Annotated in this window: 21 protein-coding genes; 13 read left to right on the top strand and 8 right to left on the bottom strand. The window is 64.8% G+C overall.

The features are described 5' to 3' along the window. A partial coding sequence (locus ABZ260_RS22230) for a DUF6882 domain-containing protein (protein ID WP_355620681.1) occupies window positions 1–247 on the bottom strand: 247 nt, incomplete at its 3' end. A 1,141-nt stretch (window positions 248–1,388) separates the two neighbouring features. On the opposite strand from ABZ260_RS22230, the gene ABZ260_RS22225 reads away from it, so the two are divergent. Together ABZ260_RS22225 and ABZ260_RS22220 are read left to right on the top strand one after the other, a co-directional pair. Then, a complete protein-coding gene (locus ABZ260_RS22225; protein WP_355620678.1) occupies window positions 1,389–2,432 on the top strand; it encodes a leucine-rich repeat domain-containing protein in 1,044 nt (347 codons plus the stop codon). Continuing rightward, the gene (locus tag ABZ260_RS22220) at window positions 2,429–2,827 is read left to right on the top strand and encodes a hypothetical protein (RefSeq protein ID WP_355620676.1); all 399 of its coding nucleotides are present in this window, start codon (window positions 2,429–2,431) and stop codon (window positions 2,825–2,827) included. The genes ABZ260_RS22225 and ABZ260_RS22220 overlap by 4 nt, the downstream gene beginning before the upstream one ends. A 123-nt stretch (window positions 2,828–2,950) precedes the next feature. On the opposite strand, the gene ABZ260_RS22215 is transcribed toward ABZ260_RS22220, so the two are convergent. Next, window positions 2,951–3,355, bottom strand: a complete 405-nt coding sequence (locus ABZ260_RS22215; RefSeq protein ID WP_355620673.1) for a hypothetical protein — start codon at window positions 3,353–3,355, stop codon at window positions 2,951–2,953. A 103-nt stretch (window positions 3,356–3,458) separates the two neighbouring features. Between ABZ260_RS22215 and ABZ260_RS22210 the strand changes: the two genes are divergently transcribed. Both ABZ260_RS22210 and ABZ260_RS22205 read left to right on the top strand, forming a co-directional pair. Continuing rightward, on the top strand, window positions 3,459–3,875 hold the full coding sequence (locus tag ABZ260_RS22210; protein WP_355620670.1) for a transposase: 417 nt from the start codon (window positions 3,459–3,461) through the stop codon (window positions 3,873–3,875). Between the two features lie 15 nt (window positions 3,876–3,890). Next, window positions 3,891–4,685 carry a phosphatase PAP2 family protein gene (locus ABZ260_RS22205; RefSeq protein WP_355620667.1) on the top strand — a complete coding sequence of 265 codons (795 nt, stop codon included), beginning with the start codon at window positions 3,891–3,893 and terminating at the stop codon, window positions 4,683–4,685. A 143-nt stretch (window positions 4,686–4,828) separates the two neighbouring features. On the opposite strand, the gene ABZ260_RS22200 is transcribed toward ABZ260_RS22205, so the two are convergent. Continuing rightward, a complete protein-coding gene (locus tag ABZ260_RS22200; RefSeq protein WP_355620664.1) occupies window positions 4,829–5,026 on the bottom strand; it encodes a hypothetical protein in 198 nt (65 codons plus the stop codon). Window positions 5,027–5,070: 44 nt separating this feature from the next. Between ABZ260_RS22200 and ABZ260_RS22195 the strand changes: the two genes are divergently transcribed. Beyond that, window positions 5,071–5,529: a DUF1801 domain-containing protein gene (locus tag ABZ260_RS22195; RefSeq protein WP_355620661.1), complete on the top strand. Its 459-nt coding sequence runs from the start codon at window positions 5,071–5,073 to the stop codon at window positions 5,527–5,529. Window positions 5,530–5,876: 347 nt separating this feature from the next. Here the strand turns inward: ABZ260_RS22195 and ABZ260_RS22190 are convergent, their stop codons facing one another. Continuing rightward, the gene (locus ABZ260_RS22190; RefSeq protein ID WP_355620658.1) at window positions 5,877–6,323 is read right to left on the bottom strand and encodes a cytidine deaminase; all 447 of its coding nucleotides are present in this window, start codon (window positions 6,321–6,323) and stop codon (window positions 5,877–5,879) included. Between the two features lie 428 nt (window positions 6,324–6,751). On the opposite strand from ABZ260_RS22190, the gene ABZ260_RS22185 reads away from it, so the two are divergent. Continuing rightward, a complete protein-coding gene (locus tag ABZ260_RS22185) occupies window positions 6,752–7,024 on the top strand; it encodes a cell division protein SepF (protein WP_355620652.1) in 273 nt (90 codons plus the stop codon). A gap of 69 nt (window positions 7,025–7,093) precedes the next feature. Here the strand turns inward: ABZ260_RS22185 and ABZ260_RS22180 are convergent, their stop codons facing one another. The 4 genes from ABZ260_RS22180 to ABZ260_RS22165 all read right to left on the bottom strand — a co-directional run bounded on the left by ABZ260_RS22180 (window position 7,094) and on the right by ABZ260_RS22165 (window position 11,895). After that, window positions 7,094–7,543 (bottom strand): NUDIX hydrolase, encoded by a 450-nt coding sequence (locus tag ABZ260_RS22180; protein ID WP_355620649.1) that lies wholly within the window; start codon window positions 7,541–7,543, stop codon window positions 7,094–7,096. Between the two features lie 288 nt (window positions 7,544–7,831). Beyond that, on the bottom strand, window positions 7,832–8,557 hold the full coding sequence (locus tag ABZ260_RS22175; RefSeq protein WP_355620646.1) for a uridine kinase: 726 nt from the start codon (window positions 8,555–8,557) through the stop codon (window positions 7,832–7,834). 810 nt (window positions 8,558–9,367) lie between these two features. Beyond that, a complete protein-coding gene (locus tag ABZ260_RS22170; protein ID WP_355620643.1) occupies window positions 9,368–10,147 on the bottom strand; it encodes an IclR family transcriptional regulator in 780 nt (259 codons plus the stop codon). Window positions 10,148–10,164: 17 nt separating this feature from the next. Further along, window positions 10,165–11,895: an acetolactate synthase catalytic subunit gene (locus ABZ260_RS22165; RefSeq protein ID WP_355620640.1), complete on the bottom strand. Its 1,731-nt coding sequence runs from the start codon at window positions 11,893–11,895 to the stop codon at window positions 10,165–10,167. Between the two features lie 152 nt (window positions 11,896–12,047). Between ABZ260_RS22165 and ABZ260_RS22160 the strand changes: the two genes are divergently transcribed. The 7 genes from ABZ260_RS22160 to ABZ260_RS22130 all read left to right on the top strand — a co-directional run bounded on the left by ABZ260_RS22160 (window position 12,048) and on the right by ABZ260_RS22130 (window position 19,756). Next, entirely contained in the window at window positions 12,048–12,815 is a 768-nt protein-coding gene (locus ABZ260_RS22160) for an alpha/beta hydrolase (protein ID WP_355620637.1), read from the top strand. A 20-nt stretch (window positions 12,816–12,835) separates the two neighbouring features. Further along, on the top strand, window positions 12,836–14,320 hold the full coding sequence (locus ABZ260_RS22155) for an aldehyde dehydrogenase family protein (protein ID WP_355620634.1): 1,485 nt from the start codon (window positions 12,836–12,838) through the stop codon (window positions 14,318–14,320). Between the two features lie 19 nt (window positions 14,321–14,339). Further along, window positions 14,340–15,311 (top strand): phosphotriesterase-related protein, encoded by a 972-nt coding sequence (locus ABZ260_RS22150; RefSeq protein ID WP_355620631.1) that lies wholly within the window; start codon window positions 14,340–14,342, stop codon window positions 15,309–15,311. Then, on the top strand, window positions 15,308–16,951 hold the full coding sequence (locus ABZ260_RS22145; protein WP_355620628.1) for an AMP-binding protein: 1,644 nt from the start codon (window positions 15,308–15,310) through the stop codon (window positions 16,949–16,951). The genes ABZ260_RS22150 and ABZ260_RS22145 overlap by 4 nt, the downstream gene beginning before the upstream one ends. A gap of 78 nt (window positions 16,952–17,029) precedes the next feature. Next, window positions 17,030–17,437, top strand: coding sequence for a RidA family protein (locus ABZ260_RS22140; protein ID WP_355620625.1), 408 nt, complete (start codon window positions 17,030–17,032; stop codon window positions 17,435–17,437). 15 nt (window positions 17,438–17,452) lie between these two features. Then, complete coding sequence (locus ABZ260_RS22135) at window positions 17,453–18,370, top strand: integrase core domain-containing protein (protein WP_355620622.1); 918 nt, start codon at window positions 17,453–17,455, stop codon at window positions 18,368–18,370. Between the two features lie 804 nt (window positions 18,371–19,174). Next, a complete protein-coding gene (locus ABZ260_RS22130) occupies window positions 19,175–19,756 on the top strand; it encodes a DUF6461 domain-containing protein (RefSeq protein ID WP_355620619.1) in 582 nt (193 codons plus the stop codon). The last annotated feature ends 1,334 nt before the right edge of the window (window positions 19,757–21,090 follow it).

Genomic DNA, 21,090 nt, shown 5'->3' with positions numbered 1-21,090 from the left:
TGGCGGCGAGCTGAAGTTTGGGCGGGAGATCGCTCTGCGTGTTGGCCCACGCCCAGAGCCAGGTCTGGTCGCGGTAGCCTTCCGTCCCCAGAAACTGGATCGGGAATCTGAAGTCTTCGCCGAACGTGATAGTTCCCGCACCGGTATCCACAGCCCAATGGCGGTCGCCAAGCAGATCGATCAGGGCGAACTGGCGTGCCAGGGAAGAGGCGACAGAACGTGAGAGGTGTTGGAGCAGGTTATTCAAAAGTAAACCTTTTCGGCGATACGGCGAAGAGCGATACTATTGCCAGACCGTGAACGACAAGCCCTTCCCGGGTCACGGTCATCCTGGTGCGACACTCCGGCTTGGCCATAACGAAACAATGCGGCGGCGTCCGTAGAACTGTGGCTTCCAGGTCCCCCGCCTTGAAGGCCGAAGCCCCATTCCTTCCTCAAGGAATGGGGCTTCGGGGTGCGACCGAAGGCGTTCTCAACTGCGTCCTGTCATCTTCCGGACGACGATAGGACACTCATCACTGCCGCCTAGGCAACCATTCTGATGAGAATCAGAACGGGCCGTCGGAGCACATCATCCGCTTACCGCCGATGGTGCACGGGTACCAATCAAGGTCGCGTGGCTGGGCCTGAGCGACACCCGTTGTCGCGGAGCCAACGATCATCAACGCCACGGTCGTGGTAGCCGCGACGGCGGCCATTCGCCTGACAAGAGTCTTCATGATTCCCCCTCCAACAATTCGTACTCCAGGATCAAATCAAGAGCCACTGGAAGCCCACTTGTAAGTCAATGGTGCGATCCGCGGCAGACCGGGGCCCGTACCGCTCCGGAGGAGCAGAACTTCGCGGTACGGGTACGGCGCGCCACGTGACCTCGGCGGAGACAGTGCCACCCATGGTCGAGTCTCACCGGGCTGGAGGCCCTGATCAGACGCCGTTCCGCGAACTCTGCAGAGAGCGCCGCGAGAAGCGAAGCGGGGGCCGACCCCCTGGTCGCGTTCCACGCCGGAGCCGAACGTACCGTCGACGCAGAACCTCGGCATGTCGGCGCCGGGAATGAACCTGAACGCGAGAGCGGGTGGTCTTTTGCCCCGGATCGACGCTCATGGACCTGGACATCGCGATAGTGAGAGCGACAGGCCAAAGCGGCGGTCCACTGCCTGGCCCGACCTGCCTCCGCGCCGGCCGCCAGGCAGGCGGTCGCGGAGGCCGAGGAATTCCGGAACGCGATCACCCGCCACCAGACCCCCACTGATCTACAAGTTGGTCCCCAGTCTCGGTCTTTAGCCTCGTCAACAGTGCTCCTGACGGAAGCGGCACCGAGGGAACGGGCCGAAGAACGGCGGGACAGGAGGACGAGCACAGGCACGAGCGATGATGAAAGGAAGATCATGACGTGGTCCGAGACGGGACAGGCGATTGCCGTCGCACGGATCCGCAAACGCCTGCGGAACGGATCGACCAGCCTCCATCTGTCCAATCTCGGCCTGGAGGCGTTGCCCGAGTTGCTCGGCGACTTCACTCACCTGACCAAGCTCGACCTGAGTTACAACCGGCTGAGCGTCCTGCCCGAGTCATTGAGGAACCTCACCGCCCTGACCACGCTCAACCTGTCCCACCTCCGCCTGGAGAGGTTTCCTGAGTGGCTGGGGAATCTCCCCGCTCTCACCATGCTCAGCCTGCGCGGTAACCAGACGGCCGTCCTGCCCGAGTCGCTGAGGAATCTCACCGCCCTGACCAAGCTCGATCTGTCCTTTCGCGGCCCGGAGGCGTTGCCGGAATGGCTGGGGAACCTCTCCGCGCTGACCAAACTCGACCTACGCCACAACCGGCTGACAGCCTTACCCGGGTCACTGGGAAACCTCACCGATCTCACCCAACTCGACCTACGCAACAACGAACTGACAGCCCTACCCGAGACACTGGGAAGCCTCACCGCACTGACCGAACTCGACCTACACAAAAACTGGCTGACAGCCTTACCCGAGTCACTGGGAAACCTCACCGCACTGACCAAACTCAACCTTCGCCACAACCGGCTGACCGCCCTGCCCGAGTCGTTGGGGAAACTCATCAATCTCCCCCGGCTTAACCTGTACAACAATCAACTGGCAGCCCTCCCCGACTCCCTGGGGAACCTCACCGCACTGACCGAACTCAACCTGCGCCGCAACCGGCTGACCACCCTGCCCGAGTCGTTGGGAAACCTTACGGCCCTGCTCCGGCTCGACCTGCGCGATAACCGGCTGGCTGCTTTACCTGAGTCGTTGGCGGGTCTTATCGCCCTCGCGAAACTCGACCTGGCCAACAACGAGCTGGTCACCTTGCCCGAGTCGTTAGGGAAGCTCACCGGCCTGACCGAGCTCGACCTGCGTGGCAACCGGCTGACAGACCTGCCCGAATGGCAGGAAAGATTCACCAGCCACACCGGATGAGACTCTGCGGTCTCACCCGTCCGCGTGCTCTGGCCGGAACGTCGCAGTGTGCCGGCCCCTCGCCGCTCAGAGCCCTCATCACCGCCCTGGTCCAGGGCGACAAGGCGCTGACAGAGATCCTGGCCGAAGCCATCAAGACGGTGACCTCCCTGCACGACTTCGTCTGCGACCTCATCCATCCCGATTCCCCCTCGGCCACCGTGGTCATACTCCGCCGGACAGCCGGCGCGCTGGACTACCTCGACTCCGTCCTCGTGCTGAACATGCTCGACACGGCCGAGCCGCTGGTCGTCTGCGATGAGCGAGAGGCCGAGCACGACGATCCGGACGGCTCCCGGTGGCCTCGGGCCAAGGCCCACGACGACGCCACCGCGGCGCTCTGGAAACTCTGCTAGGGCATTCCCACCCGTTGTCCGCCTCTTTGGACGCCCTGGCACCTGCCGTGTTTCCTTGAGGTTCGCGCTTGTCAGAACAGCCTTGATGCGGCTCTTCCGGCGGCGGTCACGAACCGACGAGGTTCAACGGCGCTTACCGTCTCCGCCGAACAGGTAACCGATGAAATCGCCGATTCGGCGTAGCACGCTGCGGTCCCGGCCGGAGTCGGAGGTCTTGCCCTGGCTCTGCCAGCGGTACTGGCCGCGTTGGACCTCATCGCTCTCGCACTTGCGGCGGTCGACGATCCGGTGGGTGCCGTCAGCCTGACGTGAGCTCGTGTCCACGCACTGAGCGGCCGACCGGTTGTCGCCACTGGCTACGGGCTTCTTCCAAAAGGTGATCCCCACCAGGACGATCAGGACAACGATCACGGCTGTGATGAGTATCGCGGGGATCCGGCGGCAGCCTTGCGGCTCCTCGCGTGGTGGATCGTCTGCGGGGTCGGAAAGCCTTCTGGGCACATACGACTCGTGCTCCGACGCGGTCATGTCCATTCCTGTCACGCGGACGCGGGATCGGGGACCACACGGCCCACGACAGGCCTACCGGCCCCTGTGACATCCAGCCTGACGATGACTGCTTGCAACTCGCTTGGACATCGATGCAGAGGCGGAACGCACCGACTACCACATGGGCACCACCTGGGCACCGGGCGGGCGGACCTCGGTGGTGGCCACGACCGGAGCCCGCCGCCCGGTCATGATGATCTCCGCAGTCAGTCCCCGCGGCGAGCTGCGCTTCCAGCTGTTCGACCACGGGTTGGACGCCGATGCCTTCATCGGGTTCTGCAGGCGCCTGCTCGCCGATGCCGACCGCCCGATGTTCCTGATCGTCGACAACTCCCGCGTGCACCGGGCCAAGAAGGTCAAGCAGTTCGTCGATGCGACCGAGGGTCGGCTGTCGCCGTTCTTCCTGCCGCCGTATTCGCCCGACCCCAATCCGGACGAGTGGGTAGCGCCCCCGCCGGAGGCTCTTTCAGCTGACATGATCCATGCCGAAACGGGGTGAGTTAGTGTCACCCGCGTGAGCCTGCTTGAGGTGGCCGCCAGCCGGTTATCGCGCTTGGTTGCATGGGCCCGGTCAGCCGCACTGGTCGGGAGGACGGGTGGGCGCCCCGCACCCCTCGTCGAAGTGGCTGGTCTGCTGCTCGTGATCCTGCTCTTCTCACGGCTTCATGCCGCCGCCGGGAAGGACGTCGCAGCCGCCACCGCCAACGCTCTGGCCCTGCAGTCCATAGAGCGGGCCTTCCACCTGGACATCGCGCTGAGGGCGAACCAGTGGCTGACCGAGAATCCATCCCTCATCCAACCGGCGGTGTACTACTACCGCCTGTACTACCTCGCGATCATCGGTGTGCTTGTGTGGGTCTTCGTCCGGCACGCCGATGTCTACATCAAGGCCCGCCGGACCCTCGTCGCGATGGTCGTCCTCGTGCTGCCCGTTTTCTGGGCGCTGCCCATGTCGCCCCCACGGTTCGCTCTACCGGGCGTCGTCGACATCATCGCCGGGCACGACATCCTGGGCGGCCATGCCTCACGAGAGATCGAGAACGGCCAGAACCTGTATTCGGCGATGCCCAGCATGCATGTGGGGTGGTCGTTGTGGTGCGCGTATGCCGTGTGGTGCGCGCTGCGGGCCTCCCATCCGCGAATGGCTTTGCTGTCGTGGATCTTTCCGCTGGGTATGGCGGTAGTCGTGCTCATCACGGGGAACCACTACGTCCTCGACATCGCCGGAAGCGCCGTGTTGCTGGCCGTCTCCATCGCTGTCGTATCAGCGTGGGGCCACCTCGCCGAACGCCGGCGTGCTCGGGATTGAACGCCTGCGGACAGCTGCGGAGGAACCGGCACTGCCCGGATGCTTGCTCACCTCGATCAGGCGGATCTCGCCGTTCTCCGGGCCGGTGTGGCCGCCGATGCGCTCATCGGTGTCTTGCCCAACTGGTCGGCCTCAACAGGCGATCAGCCTTGCATGATCTGCGGTCGGCTGAAGACCGTGTTGTCGATGACCACGTCCGCCAAGCGCAGCGGGCCGACCTCGGCGACGTAGAGACGCTCGGTCAGCAGGTAGCGCCCGCGATGGAGGTCCTCCGCTTCAGAGTTCGAAGCAGCGACAGGGCCTCTGACCAGGGCGGAAGCATCTCCTCGAACCTTAATCATCCCGTATATATCTCCGAGACAGAACGTGCCAGGATCGTCCCTGGTTGCTGTCAGCGCTGCCGCCAACGGTCGCTGCATGCGGAATTATGCTCTTTGGCGTTGTATGGGAGGAGCGGCAGGTGCAAAACAAATCTGGCGAGGTTGACCGCTTCATAACGGCCCTCGATCACCCGTTGAAGGCGGGTGTTGAACAGCTGAGATCAGCGATTTTGGCGTCGAACACGGATATTTCCGAGCATGTGAAATGGAACGCCCCGAGCTTCCGCTATGACGGAGAGGACCGGGTGACCTTCCGGCTCCGGCCGGGTGATCGACTGCAACTCATCTTCCACCGCGGGGCGAAGGTCCGAGCCGACAACGCCGAGTTCGCCTTTCAAGATCCCACCGGTCTCATGACGTGGCTCGCACCTGACCGGGGTGTCGTCACGTTCCCAGATCTGGAAGCCGTCCAGTCCCAGCAGGTAGCGGTGGTGTCCTTAGTGAACCAATGGGTTCGGGCGTAGAGGCGGGAAATGTTCAAGGCTCGGGCCGGAAAAGCGCCCCTGACCTGGGCGTTCGCTCTGAGAACAGGTGACGGGGATCGAACCCGTGCTGTCAGCTTGAGAAGTGCGGGGAGTACGGCAGGTGGCGCGGCCGAACTGGGCCTCGAACCTGAACGCTGAGACCATGCACGTGGTGAAAAGCGCAGCAAGGGCAAGCTGGGTCGGGGCTGTGTCAGTATCGCGTTGTGCGGGGTGGAAGGGCAAAAGCACGCCGCGGGTGACGGGGACTGGGGACCCGCTCGTCGGTGACCCACCGTGCTGTGCAGGGGTTCGCTACCGCGTTCTAGCTGAGGTGGCTCGTTTTCCTGTCAGGAAGAGTGGGCTTCAGGGCCCGGCCAGGCCCCATCATCGGTGAACTGCGATCCCCAGTAGAACGGGTTCACGTCACGAAGAGTGCGAACGCTCCATCCCGTCACGGCGAAGTCGTCGGGCACGCCGACCTGGACGTCAGGCCCCCACAAGGCCAAGCGTTCCTGACAGATGCCGCACGGAGGAAGGACGAGGACGCGCTCACGTCCTGGGTCCCGATACACGCACACGGAAGCGGTGACCTTCCTGTCGAGCGTGTAGGCCTGGCAGATGGCGCCGGTCTCATGACACAGAGACACGCCGCCGTTGAGGTTGTCCAGGCCGACGCTGGTGAGGATTTGCCCATCATCCAAGTAGACGGCTGCCGCACCACCTTGCTCGTCAGAAGGCCATCGCCGATCCAGCTGCGCGACAGCCGCGTCGACAAGTTTTTGATCAAGCTGCATGACAGCATCTTGACACATCAAGCAACCTGGCAGAGCGAGGACAAAGGTAGTCATAGTGAGCGCCGAGGCGAGCAGACAGAGGGTGATCAGGAGTTTTCTGTTCTCTGGATGATTTAGCACGCTGGTGGCATGCGAGCGTACGCGGTCCATCCTGAACGGCTCTGAACGCCCCTGTATTGCAACCCGGAGTGCAGCCCCGGTGCCCGATGGGCCGGGGCTGAGACATCCGATGGGCGGGGTGCGTCAAGTCGGTCCGGAGTGACCGCCGCCCCGACCGGACCGGGAACGCGCCCGCACCGTCATTAGGAACGAAGTCCCGGACCGTCGATCGCCCCGGCGACCTAAGTGACCGCTTCCTCGGTGGAATCGTTCCCCGCGTGTACGTCATGAGCCCTTGATGTTCCCATCGGCTCAGGAAGACTGGTGTCGTGATACTTGAGACAGTACGCCCCCGCGACTACAACGACGTCCGGCACGTGGGACAGTACTTCCGCGAGGGCATTCCGGTCGTAATGGATCTCACGGCAGTGGCGGACGACGAGGCGAGACAGTTCGTGGACTTTGCTGCGGGCCTCATCTGCGGGCGACGTGGCGATATGGAGCGCCTGAGCCCCAAGATCTTCCTGCTGATCCCCTCCGGGTCGACCAAGCCGAATGTAGCCGCGATCAAGGCTGAAGCGCCTCCATCGGAATCTTTCTGACCTTGGGCTGGTGAGGACGGGCCGTACGAAGACGATCATGGTCAGCGTCCCCATCAATAACCAATGAGATTAATTCGGCAACTGTTGGCCATGCTCTAGATACAGCGGGCGGCCGATGCTGCGGGCGGTGACGGCAGCTGTTACGCGGTTGACCAGTCGTTCGATCAGGAGGCCGGACAGTTCTTCGACGGGGTGGAAGTCGTAGCAGGCCAGTTCGTCGACGCCGAGTCGGATGTTGTCGCGCGTGCTCGGGCTGAGGGTTCCCCCGTCGAAGAGGAACAGGACCTTGTCACCTTCCTGCGGGTGAGGTGCCCAGTCGACCACGAGCAGGTCACCGATCGGCGGTTGGATGCCGAGTTCCTCGTGAACCTCACGTACACATGCCTGGAACGGGGTCTCGCCGGGTTCGATGTAACCGCCGGGAATCTCCAAGTAGTCCTTGTAGTGGGGGCGGACCAGAAGCAGACGGCCGTGTTCGTCGAAGAAGAGTGCCCCGGCTGCGGCGCGGGGGGTGGCCATTGGCGAGGTCTCTTGTCCAGTCATGATCCCTACGGTAGAGACTCTCCGGAAGGCGGCGTGAGCACCTCGTACGATGTGAAGTTCTGGGAGATTCGCCGGAATGCGTCCAGTAAGACGCCGTCTTATGTCATTCGCTGGAAAGTCGGCGGGCGGGAGAAATCCAAGACCCTGAGGAGTTCGGCATCCACGAGGATGGCCGGCTGTTCCGGGTCTCGCCGTTCTCCGGGCCGGCATGGTCGCCGATGCGCTCATCGGTGTCTTGCCCAACTGGTCGACCTCAACAAGCGATCAGCCTTGCATGATCCGCGGTCGGCTGAAGACCGTGTTGTCGATGACCACGTCCACCAAGCGCAGCGGGCCGACCTCGGCGACATAGAGACGCTCGGCCAACAGGTAGCGCTCGCGGTGGAGGGCCTCCGCTTCAGAGCCGGCCCAATCCTGGTCGCGTTCGGCCCCGCGGCGCAGAGAGATCTCCGGGAGCGCTTCCAGCCGGATGCGGAAGTCCCAATGCTCGTTGATCTCCGGGTGGAACGCGAAGACACCGTCGACGACCAGGACGGCGTCCGAAGATGCGATCGTCACCACCGACGAGTGGTCCGCCTGTGTCAGCGGGTCGATGCTGCACAGCACGGCCCGCCCTGAGCCATGCGAACTGCAAGGCTGCAGCAATAGCGTGGCCACGGCGGTGTAGTCGAAGGCGTTGCGGTAGTAACCCTCACCCGACTCCCGGTCGTAGAGATGACGATCCCGCCACGGCTTCTTGAAGTCGTCCAGACTCGCCCGCAGCACGGAGCGTCCCGCCCGGCTGATCTGCTCGGCGAGTTCGTGGCCGAAACTCGTCTTGCCCGCTGCGGTCGGCCCGTCGATGCCCACCCGCAGCCGTCCGTCGCCGAGCGCCAGGATCCGGTCGGCGACCTGCTCGACCAGTGCGGTGCGCTCGGGTGAGGCGGGGGCGGGACAGGGCTGTTGCCACGTTGAGACCGAGGTGTGAACATCGGCCCGGCGCGAGGTCATGAACGGGAGCCTACGTCGCGTGACCTTCGGCTTCCAGGTCAAGATCCATCCCGCATATATCCCGCGTGCCCGGTTCGATACCTTGACGATGTGTCGATCAGTGAACGCCATCTGTCAGCCGAGGAGCAAGCCGTCATCCTGGCTCTTCTCGCACAGGACTTCCCTGGCGTGGATGAACTTCGCGCTCAGGTCCCTTCGGCAATTGTGGCCGGACGGTGTGGGTGTGGATGTGCAACGGTGGATCTTCGGGCAGGAACAGGGCCTCGTGCGCTCGCCTTCCCGGTACAAGACGGGGTGCTGATCTCCGCCAGCGTGCGCGGGCGCGATGACGGTGTCTTGCTCTTCGTCGAGGGCGGTCATCTTTCGTGCCTTGAGGTCTACTCCGTTGATGACGAGCCGGCCTCGCTCCCGCAGCCTGCGGCTCTCACCGTTGACCCGCCAGGCTCCTGGGGGTGATGTCATGGAGGCGACAAGGCTCAGATTCGACTTGTGAACCTACGGATTAAAAGGTTCGCAGCCCGGTGTCATCGTGTGCCGCGACGTGCCGACTGCTGCTGCTTCGCCCGCCGTTGTCCCCGTGATCGTACCCGGTTATGACGTTGCCTGCCGGACCGTACCGCGTACACGCGAGCAACCACCGAGCAACCATCAACCACCCCAGCGGGCTTTACCGGGCCACGGTGACGCTCTCCTTGCCGTGAATTCTGCGCTGAACGCCTGTTGCCGGCTCAACCTCTTCGCCCTCGTGGTCCAGCCAGCAGGTCGAACACTGCACCGGCTTGGCCACGCGCAGGTATGCGGCGTGCAGCCTCATGGTGCAAGGCCGAGGACTGTCGTTGCCCTATTTGCTGCGTCGAGCACCGCACCGACCAGCTTGTCCTGTGCTTCGCTGAATCGCGATGTCGGTGCGACGATGCCGACGGCACCGACTATGGAACCCTCATGTTTGAAGAACGGGGAACCGATCGTCGTGATGCCGGGGCTGGAGTCGATGTCAACGGCCCACCCCCTTGTCCGGACCTCCTCGAGTTCCTGTAGCAGGGCCGCTCGAAATCGCCGCTGGGCGGCCGGGGCCATACCGGTCAGGTTGCGCGCGATGATCTCGTCCCGCAGCGTGGCGTCGGCGTGGGCGAGTACGGCCTTGCCCGACGCGCGGTGTGGCTCGTTGCCCGTGAGGCCGACGTAGAGCCCGCTGACACGCAGCGGTTGTGACCCTTCGACCAGAACTTTCAAGATTACGTTCCTGTCGTCGAGAGTCGACAGGAACGAGGTTTCGGCAGTCGTGTCGGCGAGCTCGCCAACGATGCTCGCGAGCTTGTCGTTGGTGTTGAAACCGAGCTGGTAGGTCCGGAACAGGGCGCCCACGCTGGCTCCGAGCCGGAGTGTGGCGTCGGCTCGGCGCTCCAGGTAGCCACGCGCGAGCAGGGTCCGCATCAGGTGGTAGCAGGTCGTGATGTTCAAGCCGAGGCCGGCGGAGACCTGTTGCACCGTCGGCGCGGGTTCGGCGGCGGCCACGTACTCGAGAAAGCTCAGCGCTCGCTCGACTGTTTGCAGAGTCTGCTGGGCGGGCTTGGCCGAAGTGCTGTTCACTATCTGAAATTATCAGGTTACGAGGCGGGCGCGGCCCGATGCAGCGGGGCGTTGAGCCGGTCGGTGAACGCGTCGAACGCCCGGACGGGCGGATAGGCGTCGGGGTCAACGATCACGTCGATGACCGCGGTGTGGCCGGAGTCCAGCGCTTTCCGCAGCGCGGGGGCGATGGCGTCCGGGTGGTCGACCACGATCCCCGTGGCTCCCACGGCGGTCGCGATGGCGGCGTGGTCCACGGGATCGAACTCCACACCGGTGGTCGTTTCGCCGAATACGGCATTCTCGGCATGCCGCTGGGCTCCCAGGACCGAGTTGTTGAGCACCACGACGGTCACCGGAAGGCGCTCTCGCACGGCGGTTTCCAGCTCGGACCAGACGTGTGCGAAGCCACCGTCGCCGACGACCGCGATGACACGCCGCCCAGGCGCGGCGATTTTCGCTCCCAGGGCCAGAGGCAGTCCCCAGCCGAGGCCGGCCAGACCTCGTGGCATGAGGAAGCGCTGGCCGGGCCGCTTCGCCAGGAGGTAGCCGGCGATCCAGAACGAGGAGTAACTGGCGTCGGCGACCACGATGTCGTCGGGGTCCAGGAGCCGGCCGAGCTCGGCGAAAAGGCGTTCCGGGGCGATGGGAGTCTCACCGGATTCCAGCAGCGGGGTGACGGCCTCGAAGTGCCGCCGGCGGCCGGCGGCGATGGTGGCTCTGAGCTCTTCCGACCGAGCAACGCGGAGGGTGAGATCGGTTGCCGCCAGGGCGGCCGTGAGGTCCCCGAGCGCGGCCCGGGCATCGCCGAGCAGGCGTACGGACTCATAGTTTCGTCCCACCTCGATCGGGTCGACATCGATGTGGACATAGGTGGCGTCGGGGGATGTCAGTGTCCAGCCCTCGGTGCCGTTCTCATTCGTCCGGGTACCGACCAGCAGGACGACATCGGCTCCGGCGATCAGGGGGAGGTGAAAGTGCGCGGGTCCGCGCTCGCCGGTGACATTGGCGGCGACCCCCAGTGACAGCGGACCCGATTCGTCCACGGCGCCCTTGCCCATGTTCGTCGTGACCACAGGTAGGTGGGCGATCTCCTGCAGCACGGCCAGTTCGGCCACCGCACCCGAACCGTGCACTCCGCCGCCCGCGACGACCAGGGGTGACCGCGCCGTGGCGATGAGCCGCGCCGCCCGCGACACTGCGGCGGCGTCCGGCCGGGGGCGGTCGAGCGGGAAGGCCCCAAGGTCCGCGGTGCGCGCGAATCGCCCTGGCACAGCGGGCTTTCCGAGGACGTCCCGGGGGACGAGCAGGACGACCGGCCCGGGCCGTCCGCTGTTCGCCATGGTGAACGCCTGGTCGATCGTGTCCTCCACGCGCGCGGGATCATCGATGCGCCGCGTCCACTTCGAGACGCTCGCGAACAGCGCGAAGTGGTCCAGCTCCTGGAACGCGTTGCGGTCGCGATTGCCCGAGGACACCTCCTGTACCAGCACGAGCATCGGTATCGACGCTTTGAGGGCTTCTGCCATCGGGGCGACGAGCAGGGCGGCGGCAGGGCCGTTCTGGGCCGCCACCACCCCGATCCGGCCGGAGATCCGAGCGAACCCGTCGGCCATCGCGCCGCCCGCGTTCTCCGTCCGGTACAGGATCTGGCGGATTCCGATGCGCTCGGCGGCGAGCATCAACTCGGTCGGATTGCTTTGGCCCAGGATCGCCTCGACCCCGTGACGGGCCAGTGCACCTGCGATGACGTCGGAAACAGTGATCATGTCTCATACGGTTTCAAACTATGAACTGCATGTCAAATAATGAATATTTCACTATTTGAAGCGAAGTTCAGATATTGACACGCCTGTGACGTGGCTCATATCGTCGGGCGGTGAGCGCCTCGGCCCCTCGTCACGAAAGATCTGGAGTTCCCATGACCATCGACACTGGTGAGTCGCAGCTGAGCCCGGTGCTCTGCCTGCACTCGCTGTTCCTCGACCCGCGCGCCTTCGACGGCCTTGTCGCCGCCGGAGCCGGGCGCTTCCGGTTCATCGCGCCGGAGTTCCCCGGGCAGGCCGGCCGCCTGAACGAAGTCGATGCGACCGTGACCATGGATCAGTGCACCGACGACGTGCTCGCCCTGGTAGACCGGCTCGGTCTCACCTCTGTGTCGATCGTCGGGCAGTCGATGGGCGGCGACGTCGCGGTCCGCATAGCGGCTCGCCGACCCGATCTGGTCGGCAGGCTGGTGCTGATGGGCTCGTCGGCGAGGGCCGAGACCGGCGAGAACGTCGACCTGTTCGGGGCGCTCGTCGACAGGTTCGAGCGGGAGGGATTCACCCCGGAGATCGTCGACTTCGTCAAGGGCATCCTGTTTGCGGCGACCGTTCTCAACGACCCGGCCCGCTCAGACATTCACGAGACGTGGACCAAGCGTCTCGGCGAGCTCTCCCCTAGGCTCGCTCATGCCGCACGGGGCGTCGTCCAGCGGGAGAGCGCGCTTGCCCTGTTGCCCCTGATCACCGCGCGGACACTCATCATCTCCGGGACCCAGGACCAGGCCCGCCCGCCGGCCTGGTCGGACGAGATGTTCGAGGCGATTCCGAACGCCGAACTCTGGCGCATCAAGACCGCGGGTCACAGTCCCTGCCTCGAAGCCCCGGACGCCGTCATCCCGCGCATCCTCGAGTTTCTCGTCTAGTTCGGAACGGAGAAGGCGACATGACCACTCCCCCCAGGCTCGCGGTGGACTTCCTTGCCCGGTCGCACCGGCTGTTCATCGACGGCGAGTTCGTCGATGCCCTCGACGGTAAGACATTCGAGACGATCGATCCGGGCACCGGCAAAGTGCTCAGCACGGTGGCGGAAGCGTCGGAACGGGACGTCGATCGCGCGGTGGCCGCGGCCCGTCGCGCCACGGAAGGTCCATGGTCGGTCATGTCGCCCAGCGAGCGGGGCCGTATCGTGCACCGCATCGGCGACCTGATCGCCGAGCACGCCGAAGAACTCGCGGAACTGGAATCACTCGACAGCGGAAAGCCGGTCGGCGCAGCGCTCGCCGTCGAGATCCCGCTCGCCGCGGACATGTTCTGGTACATGGCCGGCGCGGCACGGCGGATCACCGGGGCGACGATCACGCCGTCGGTGCCCTACATGCCGGGCCAGGAGTTCCACGCCTACACGACCCGCGAACCGCTGGGCGTCACCGGGCAGATCATCCCCTGGAACGTTCCGATCCTCATGGCCGCGTGGAAGCTCGCCCCCGCACTGGCCACCGGCAATACCGTCGTGCTGAAGCCCGCCGAGCAGACGCCGCTGACCGCCCTGCGGATCGGTGAACTCCTCCTCGAGGCCGGCGTCCCGCCGGGCGTGGTCAACATCGTGCCGGGATTCGGGGAACGAGCCGGAGCTCATCTGGCCGCGCACGAAGGCGTCGACAAGATCGCTTTCACCGGTTCGACCGAGGTCGGCCGCAGCATCGTGCGCGCCGCGGCCGGCAATCTCAAGCGCGTCTCACTGGAGCTGGGCGGCAAGTCGCCGAACATCGTCCTCGACGACGCGGACGTCGATGCCGCGATCGCGGGAGCCGCGCTGGCGATCTTCTACAACCAAGGTGAGGTGTGCTCCGCCGGCAGCCGTCTCTACGTGCACGAGTCCCGGTTCGACCAAGTCGTCGAAGGTCTCGCCGAGCGTGCGCGCGGCATCAGGGTGGGCTACGGCCTCGATCCGGATACCGACATGGGCCCCCTGGTGTCGGCGGAGCACTTCGAACGGGTCGGCCGATATCTCGATCTGAGCAAGGAGTCCGGGGGCCGGACACTGGTCGGGGGCGGTGCGCTGGACCGCGACGGATACTACGTGCAGCCCAGTGTGATCGCGCGGCCCGACCGGGACCATCCGATCGTCCGGGAGGAGATCTTCGGCCCGGTCGTCACGGCCTTGCCGTTCAGCGATATCGACGATCTGGCCGCTCAGGCCAATGACACCGTCTACGGCCTCGCGGCCGGGGTGTGGACGCGCGACCTGTCGAAGGCGCACCGGCTGGCCAAGCGACTGAAGGCCGGAACCGTGCACGTCAACACCTATCACATCTTCGGCTCCGAGCTGCCTTTCGGCGGATACAAGCAGAGCGGCTGGGGCCGGGAGAAGGGCGACGCCGTACTGGAGCAGTACCTCGAAACCAAGTCCGTCGTCGTGGCGCTGTGAAATCCGAGGACGGACAAGCATGACCGACATACAGACAGTCGCCGGACCCGTCGATTCCAGTGAGCTCGGCCGGACGCTCGTCCATGAACACGTCTTCGTGCTCGGTGAGGAGTACCGGCAGAATTACCAGGACGACTGGGACGAGGAGCAGAACGTCGAGCAGGCGGTCCGCGACCTGAACGAGCTCAAGTCTCTCGGCATCGACACCATCATGGACCCCACGGTTCTGGGGCTCGGCCGGTACATCCCGCGCATCAAACGCATCGCCACGCGAACGAACCTGAACATCATCGTCGCGACCGGGCTCTACACCTTCAACGACCTTCCGCACCAGTTCTCAAGCCGCGGTCCTGGCCTGCTCATCGATATCGAGGAACCGCTGACCGAACTGTTCATCAAGGACCTGACGAAGGGGATCGGCGACACCGGCGTGCGCGCCGCATTCCTCAAGTGCGCCATCGACGCTCAAGGGCTCACACCCGGTGTGGAGCGCACGATGAGGGCGGTCGCGCAGGCCGGTGTCGAGACCGGGGCTCCGATCACCGTGCACACGCACGTCGGATCCGAGTCCGGACTGGTCGCGCAGCGGGTTCTCGCGGAAGAGGGCGTCGATCTGAGCCGGGTGGTGATCGGCCATGCGGGCGACAGCACCGATCTGGATTATCTCTGCCGCCTGGCGGACGCCGGTTCGATGCTGGGCCTCGACCGTTTCGGACTCGACGCGTTCCTGCCGCTCCAGCAGCGGATCGACACCCTCGTGGGCCTCGTGCGCCGGGGCTACGCGGAGAGCATCGTCGTTTCGCATGATGCGTCCTGCTTCATAGACTTCGTCTCGGCGGAGGAACGCCCTCGATTGGGCGAGAAATGGAACTACCGCCTCATATCCACGGAGGTCATTCCCGCATTGCTCGAGGCGGGTGTCGCTGACCGCACCATCGAAACCATTCTCGTGGACAACCCGCGTCGGCACTTCGAGGGGGCGAGGGCATGACCGCGGCGAAAGGCCGCCGCCCGACCCTGTCCGCTGCCCTCTGGCACGCGGATCCCGACCCCGACTACTCGGACAGCACTATCGGGGACGTCCTGACCCGTGCCGCCTCACGGTGGGGGGATCGGACGGCACTCGTCGAGGGTGTGGTGGGAGAGCATGCGCGGCGTTGGACCTTCGAGGAACTGCTCGAGGATTCCATCCGCGTCGCCCGGGCTCTGCTTCGGCGATTCAGTCCCGGTGAGCGCCTGGCGGTGTGGGCCGGTAACGGCCCGGAGTGGATTCAACTCGAATTCGGTGCCGCGCTCGCGGGATTGACCCTGGTCACGGTGAATCCCGCCTTCCGGCAGGCGGAACTGTCGTATGTGCTGGAGCAATCCCGCGCATCGGGCATCGTCGTACAGCCGCGGTATCGATCGAGCGAATTGCTGCCGATGGCCGATGCCGCTCGAAACGGCACTCAGGTGCGTGAAGTGATCTCCCTCGAGGACTGGGACGAATTCCGTGCCGCTGAGAGCAGCGCGGGTGACGGCCTGCCGTATGTCGCGCCGAAGGATCCCGCTCAGATCCAATACACCTCGGGGACCACCGGGCGACCGAAGGGAGCGCTGCTCAGTCACCGTGGGCTCGTCGCCAACGGGCGGCGATACGCGACCGTCATAGGCGCACATCCGAACGATGTGTGGGTCAACCCGATGCCCCTGTTTCACACCGCAGGCTGCGGGCTGGTGACGCTCGGTGCCCTCCAGACCGGCGGCTGCCACGTGATCCCCGCCGGGTTCGACGCCGACCTCATGCTGGACCTGTTCGAAGCCGAGCAGGGAACCATCATGCTGAGCGTGCCGACCGTGTTGATCCGCATGCTTGAACGGCAGGCAGACCGGCCGCGCGATGTGTCGAGCTGGCGGTTGACCACGCTCGGGGGTGCCCCCGTACCGCTCGATCTGGTCCGGCGCGCCCAGCGTGATCTCGGGGTCGAGGTCGGCATCGGGTACGGCCAGACAGAGGCGTCGCCGTACATCACACACACCGCCGGCGGGGATCAAGATGCGGAGACGCTGGCCACCGTGGGACGGCCGCTGCCTGGAACCGAGGTCAAAGTCATCAGCCCGAACTCCGGTGAGGTGGCCGGGGTTGGCGAACTCGGTGAGATATGCACCCGCAGCATCTGCGTGATGACCGAGTACTTCGACAACGCCGCGGCGACCGCCGAGGTCATCGACGCCGACGGCTGGCTGCACACCGGCGATCTGGGGACCATGGACGCGTCGGGGTTCGTCAGAATCCAGGGCCGGCTCAAGGACATGATCATCCGTGGCGGCGAGAACATCTTCCCGCGCGAGATCGAAGACGTCCTCTACACCCACCCCGGAATCAGCCTGGTGACGGTGATCGGACTGCCGGATGCCGAATGGGGCGAAACCGTTGCCGCATTCGTGGTGGCGGCCGACGGGGCACACCTTACCGAGGACCAACTCGATGCCTTCTGCCGCGACCGGCTGGCCTCGTACAAGGTTCCGCGCAGCTGGCACTTCCGGAGCGAGCTGCCGCAGACCGCGTCCGGGAAGATCCAGAAGGTGGTACTCCGGGAGCGCTACCTCGCGGATCTCTCCACGGGCTCGACCGGTGGGAGCCGGTCATGACTGAAAGTGCGTTCTTCCATGTCGGCGTTCATCCCTACGGTTCCTGAGTAACCACAAGAGATAATGGAGGCAGGCGTAATGGCCATCACCTTGGTAAACCCCGGCGGGCTGCCACAGATAGGTGCTTACCGGCAGGTGTCCATCGCGACCGGTTCGAAGCTGGTCTTCATCGCCGGACAGGTCGCCTGGGACGCCGACGGGGTCACGGTCGGCAAAGGCGACCTCGCCGCTCAGGTCGAGCAGTGCTACCTCAACATCGGCACCGCTCTGGCCGAAGTAGGCGCTTCCTTCGACGACGTGGCGAAACTGACCGTCTACGTCGTAGATTGGACTCCAGACAAGCTGGAGCTGTTCCTGGAGGGGGTCGCTCGAGCGGGGGCGAAGCTGGGGGTCACCCCGGTACCGCCGGGCACCCTGGTGGGCATCGCCGCGCTGGACGTGCCCGACCACCTGGTCGAGGTTGAAGCCACCGCGATCATCGACTGAGCAAGAGCGTCCAGGATGAGCAGGACGGCCGACCGGGCGGTCCTGGCCGTCCTGGTGCGGCTCTTGCCACCCGAGTTGCGGGCCTATCGGCTGGTCACGCCAGGCACGCTGCTGGCCTGGCACCGTCGTCTGGTCCGACGCCGGTGGACGTATCCGAATCGGTCTGGTCGCCGGAGGACGAGCAAGGAGATCCGGAACCTGGCGCTGCGCCTGGCGCGGGAAAACACGGCCTGGGGATACCGTCGGGTGCACGGTGAGCTGGTGCGGCTCGGCTACCGCGTGAGCGAAGCGACCGTGCGGCGGATCCTGCAGAGTCGGCGGGTCGGCCCGGCTCCCCGAGACGCCGACACCTCGTGGAGGACCTTCCTGCGCGCCCAGGCGCAAGGCCTGCTGGCCGTCGACTTCTTCCACGTCGACACGATCTCCTTGAGGCGCCTGTACGTGCTGTTCGTGATGGAAGTCGCCACCCGGCGCGTGCACATTCCCGGCGTCACCGCGAACCCCACCGGCGCCTGGACGGCACAGCAGGCCCGCAACCTGCTCATGGACCTCGGGAGGCGGATCGGCTCGTTCCGCTTCCTCATCCGCGACCGGGACACCAAGTTCACCGTTGTCTTCGACGAGGTCTTCGTCGAAGAGGGTGTGCGGGTGGTGAAGAGGCCGCCGCGCACGCCGCGGGCCAATTGCTGTGCCGAGCGGTGGGTGCGCACCGTACGGACCGAGTGCACCGACCGCATGCTGATCTCTAACGAACGGCATCTACGGTCGGTGCTGGCCGAGTATGCCGATTACTACAACAGGCATCGGCCGCATCAGTCCCGCCGGCAGCAGCCACCCGATCATGACGATCGGATCACCCTGCCGCTGGAGGGGCGGATCGAGCGTCGGAAGGTGCTCGACGGGCTGATCAACGAGTACCACCGAGCTGCGTAGCCCTTTCGGAGAACTCCCAGCTCAAACCCTATGCGATGAGTCTTGAAGCGGTACAGGCTGCACACCCCGGAAACGATCAACGGCGCCTCACCAAGGCCAAAGCCTGGTCAGACGCCGTTTCACAAGCTCAGCGGAGAGCGTGGGATTCGAACCCACGAGACCGGTCACCCGGCCTAGCAGTTTTCAAGAGCGCTGCGTTCCAAGCAGCGGCAGGGTCTCTCATCAGGACGGGAGCACTCCCCTCACATCCATGGGACAGAGATCATCCCGCATATATCCCACGCGGGCCAAGCGTTGGCACAATGACGTAGAGATCAAGAAGGTGATGCCGTGGAGGACTACCAGCGTGGCCTCATCAGCCAGATGGCCGCGCGCCTCGACCTGTACGACTCAGGTGAGGTATCCCTACCCAAGCTGGTCGAAGACCTCCGCGGCCTATTCGATGCGGCCGATCCCCATGAGCTAAGCGTTAGGGACTCGTTCCAGTGGCTCTGGGCCGATCTCGACGCGGAGAGCGAGCTGAGAACAGAACCATGGGCACCCCCTGGCCTCGCCGATGACACCCGCCTGAGTGGGATCCTCCATGGGTTGCGATCCTGGGTCACAAGCGTCACCGAAGCGACTCACCCTAGTTCAGCCTGACTTGGTAGAAACCCGCACTATCAGCTTGGGAATCGTATGGATCACGCCTCGTAGGACGGCTGACCTGGACTTCGGGCCGGTCGTGAATGACCGTGGTTGACCCCTCGATACCCCCTTAATGGCACGCTAATGGCACGACGATCAACAGATGAGGTGTTGCGGATGGCGTTCACCCACGCCGATGTTGCCTGGCTGGCCGAAGACGACGAGCTGGGCGATCTGTGGTGTCTGACCTTCGTGCGTGGAGTCAGCGAGGTGCAGGCGCTTCGCCGGCTGGGTGCCGATCAGGAGAGCATCCGGCCACTGACCTATGACGAGTTGATAGACGATGGCCTCTTTCCTGAGACGGTGCTCGCGGGGCGAGTGGGCGACTGGACGGTGCTCATCGAGGAGAGCGGATGGACGTGCACGGAAGCCGACAAGGCACAGGCTCTCTCGGCCGGGACCGTGGCCGTGGCGGTGCTGCGGCACGACTACGCATCCGACGACTTCGTCTACGCGGTGGACGGGGAGTTGGTCACGCACTTCAATCCCAAGATTCCCCGATGGGGGCACGGAAGTGATCCCGATCGGCTCAACGACCTGATGAGGCAGGCGGGCCTTGATCCTGACGACGTACCCGGAACCGGTGCTGAGGCACCGTCGTCCGCGTCCGGAGCGCTTCTCCTCGCAGCCCGGTTGACCGGCGTGGTGCTGACCCCGGAGATCGTTAAGGGGCCGCTCATGAGTGGCGTCGTTGGCTGATCCGTCCACGATGCCACGTTCGACGGCCAGTCTGGAGGCTGGCACCACATTCCGCTGCCCGGAATCTGCCCGCGCTGCAACACAGCTCGAACTCAAAACCTGCGGATTAAAAGAAGTCGATTCGATCGAGGTCCGAGGCTCCGACCTGCGGGTGCGGTGTGCGTGGACGTCCGCCGAGTTCCGCCGTCGTTCGCTCTCTTGGCTGTACAGCTGCAGTCAGCCTTCAGGGGCGAAGGGGTTGATCATTAGCCCCCCGAGTCGTGATGTCACGAACTCAGCTCCGCAGGTAGGGCATCCCGACTCGAAGGAGTGTCGATGCTGCCACCCTTCTAGTACCTTGGGCGTGTCCACGGGGTAGAGCACCTCGTGCCGTGCTCCGCAGCCGAAACAACGATGAGAACGATTGTCGGCAAGCAGGACACCTCTGAGATCCTCGGCGGTCCACGCTTCGACTTCACTCGCCGCGCTGCGTGGTTCGATTCCGGACGGCCACACCGCAATGCATCCTTGTGTAAACCTCGGCCGGTTCGGCCGGTCGATCCGCAGGGCGGCTGCGCGACAAGAGGCCTCGTCGGCCAGCCAAGCCGGAATGGGATCGACATACGGTGGGAGCACGTCACCCGCCTCGTAGACCGTGATGTGCAGCCGATGATCGAAGTGGACAGTTTGCACGGCTGACGACGGTACTCGCAGATGGGGTGTGGTTCGACCGTACGTCTTACCTGTCTGTGTCGCCGATCGCCTTGCTCTCCCTCCTGATCTTTCCGCCGACCTTGGATCGAGCCCGCGCTGTCAGCTTGGGAATTGCATGGATCACGGCCCGTAGTGCCGTTGACCTGGGCGTCGGGTCGGTCATGAGTGACCGTGATTGCCCCCTCGTCCCCCTGTCTAATTGCACGCTAATTGCACGACGCTCAGCTAGCGTCAGGGTGATCGGCAAGCTCACGGCCAACCTGATCGACACGATGTCGTTCGAGACTCTGCTCATGTAGGCGGGAGGCCAGGCATCCGCGATGAGCGGCAACAGAATGGCTTCCCGGTCCGTCGGCGCTTCGGACGTCCATAACAACGCCATCGCCTCCCGGGCTCAGGGTCGTGGGAAGGGCGCAGAAGTCACACGTCCACTGGAAAAGCTCAAGATCGCGCGCGCGGATGGTCAGACGCACCCATGCGGGGGATACCACCGCCTGATCGTCTGGACAACGGCCTCCAGTTCGGACCCGACTGCGGGGTACTCGTCTAGTGCTGCGTTCCTTTTTGAGCAGCAAGATTAGACGTACTATCAGGGCCCAGTGGGTCGTTGATGGGCGGTGAGGCAGTGCCGAAGCTCCTGT

The sequence above is a fragment of the Streptosporangium sp. NPDC006013 genome (assembly GCF_040614275.1).
Taxonomy (GTDB): domain Bacteria; phylum Actinomycetota; class Actinomycetes; order Streptosporangiales; family Streptosporangiaceae; genus Streptosporangium.
The sequence above is the reverse complement of the archived record's forward strand: the minus strand, read 5'-3'. Positions and strand labels throughout refer to the sequence as shown.

Coding starts and splice junctions, on each gene's coding strand:
- ABZ260_RS22190 (WP_355620658.1), bottom strand. CDS start 6,323: ATGCAGCTTGATCAAAAACTTGTCGACGCGGCTGTCGCGCAGCTGGAT.
- ABZ260_RS22135 (WP_355620622.1), top strand. CDS start 17,453: ATGAGCAGGACGGCCGACCGGGCGGTCCTGGCCGTCCTGGTGCGGCTC.
- ABZ260_RS22180 (WP_355620649.1), bottom strand. CDS start 7,543: ATGGCCACCCCCCGCGCCGCAGCCGGGGCACTCTTCTTCGACGAACAC.
- ABZ260_RS22220 (WP_355620676.1), top strand. CDS start 2,429: ATGAGACTCTGCGGTCTCACCCGTCCGCGTGCTCTGGCCGGAACGTCG.
- ABZ260_RS22140 (WP_355620625.1), top strand. CDS start 17,030: ATGGCCATCACCTTGGTAAACCCCGGCGGGCTGCCACAGATAGGTGCT.
- ABZ260_RS22145 (WP_355620628.1), top strand. CDS start 15,308: ATGACCGCGGCGAAAGGCCGCCGCCCGACCCTGTCCGCTGCCCTCTGG.
- ABZ260_RS22200 (WP_355620664.1), bottom strand. CDS start 5,026: ATGATTAAGGTTCGAGGAGATGCTTCCGCCCTGGTCAGAGGCCCTGTC.
- ABZ260_RS22215 (WP_355620673.1), bottom strand. CDS start 3,355: ATGACCGCGTCGGAGCACGAGTCGTATGTGCCCAGAAGGCTTTCCGAC.
- ABZ260_RS22225 (WP_355620678.1), top strand. CDS start 1,389: ATGACGTGGTCCGAGACGGGACAGGCGATTGCCGTCGCACGGATCCGC.
- ABZ260_RS22165 (WP_355620640.1), bottom strand. CDS start 11,895: ATGATCACTGTTTCCGACGTCATCGCAGGTGCACTGGCCCGTCACGGG.
- ABZ260_RS22150 (WP_355620631.1), top strand. CDS start 14,340: ATGACCGACATACAGACAGTCGCCGGACCCGTCGATTCCAGTGAGCTC.
- ABZ260_RS22175 (WP_355620646.1), bottom strand. CDS start 8,557: ATGACCTCGCGCCGGGCCGATGTTCACACCTCGGTCTCAACGTGGCAA.
- ABZ260_RS22160 (WP_355620637.1), top strand. CDS start 12,048: ATGACCATCGACACTGGTGAGTCGCAGCTGAGCCCGGTGCTCTGCCTG.
- ABZ260_RS22130 (WP_355620619.1), top strand. CDS start 19,175: ATGGCGTTCACCCACGCCGATGTTGCCTGGCTGGCCGAAGACGACGAG.
- ABZ260_RS22155 (WP_355620634.1), top strand. CDS start 12,836: ATGACCACTCCCCCCAGGCTCGCGGTGGACTTCCTTGCCCGGTCGCAC.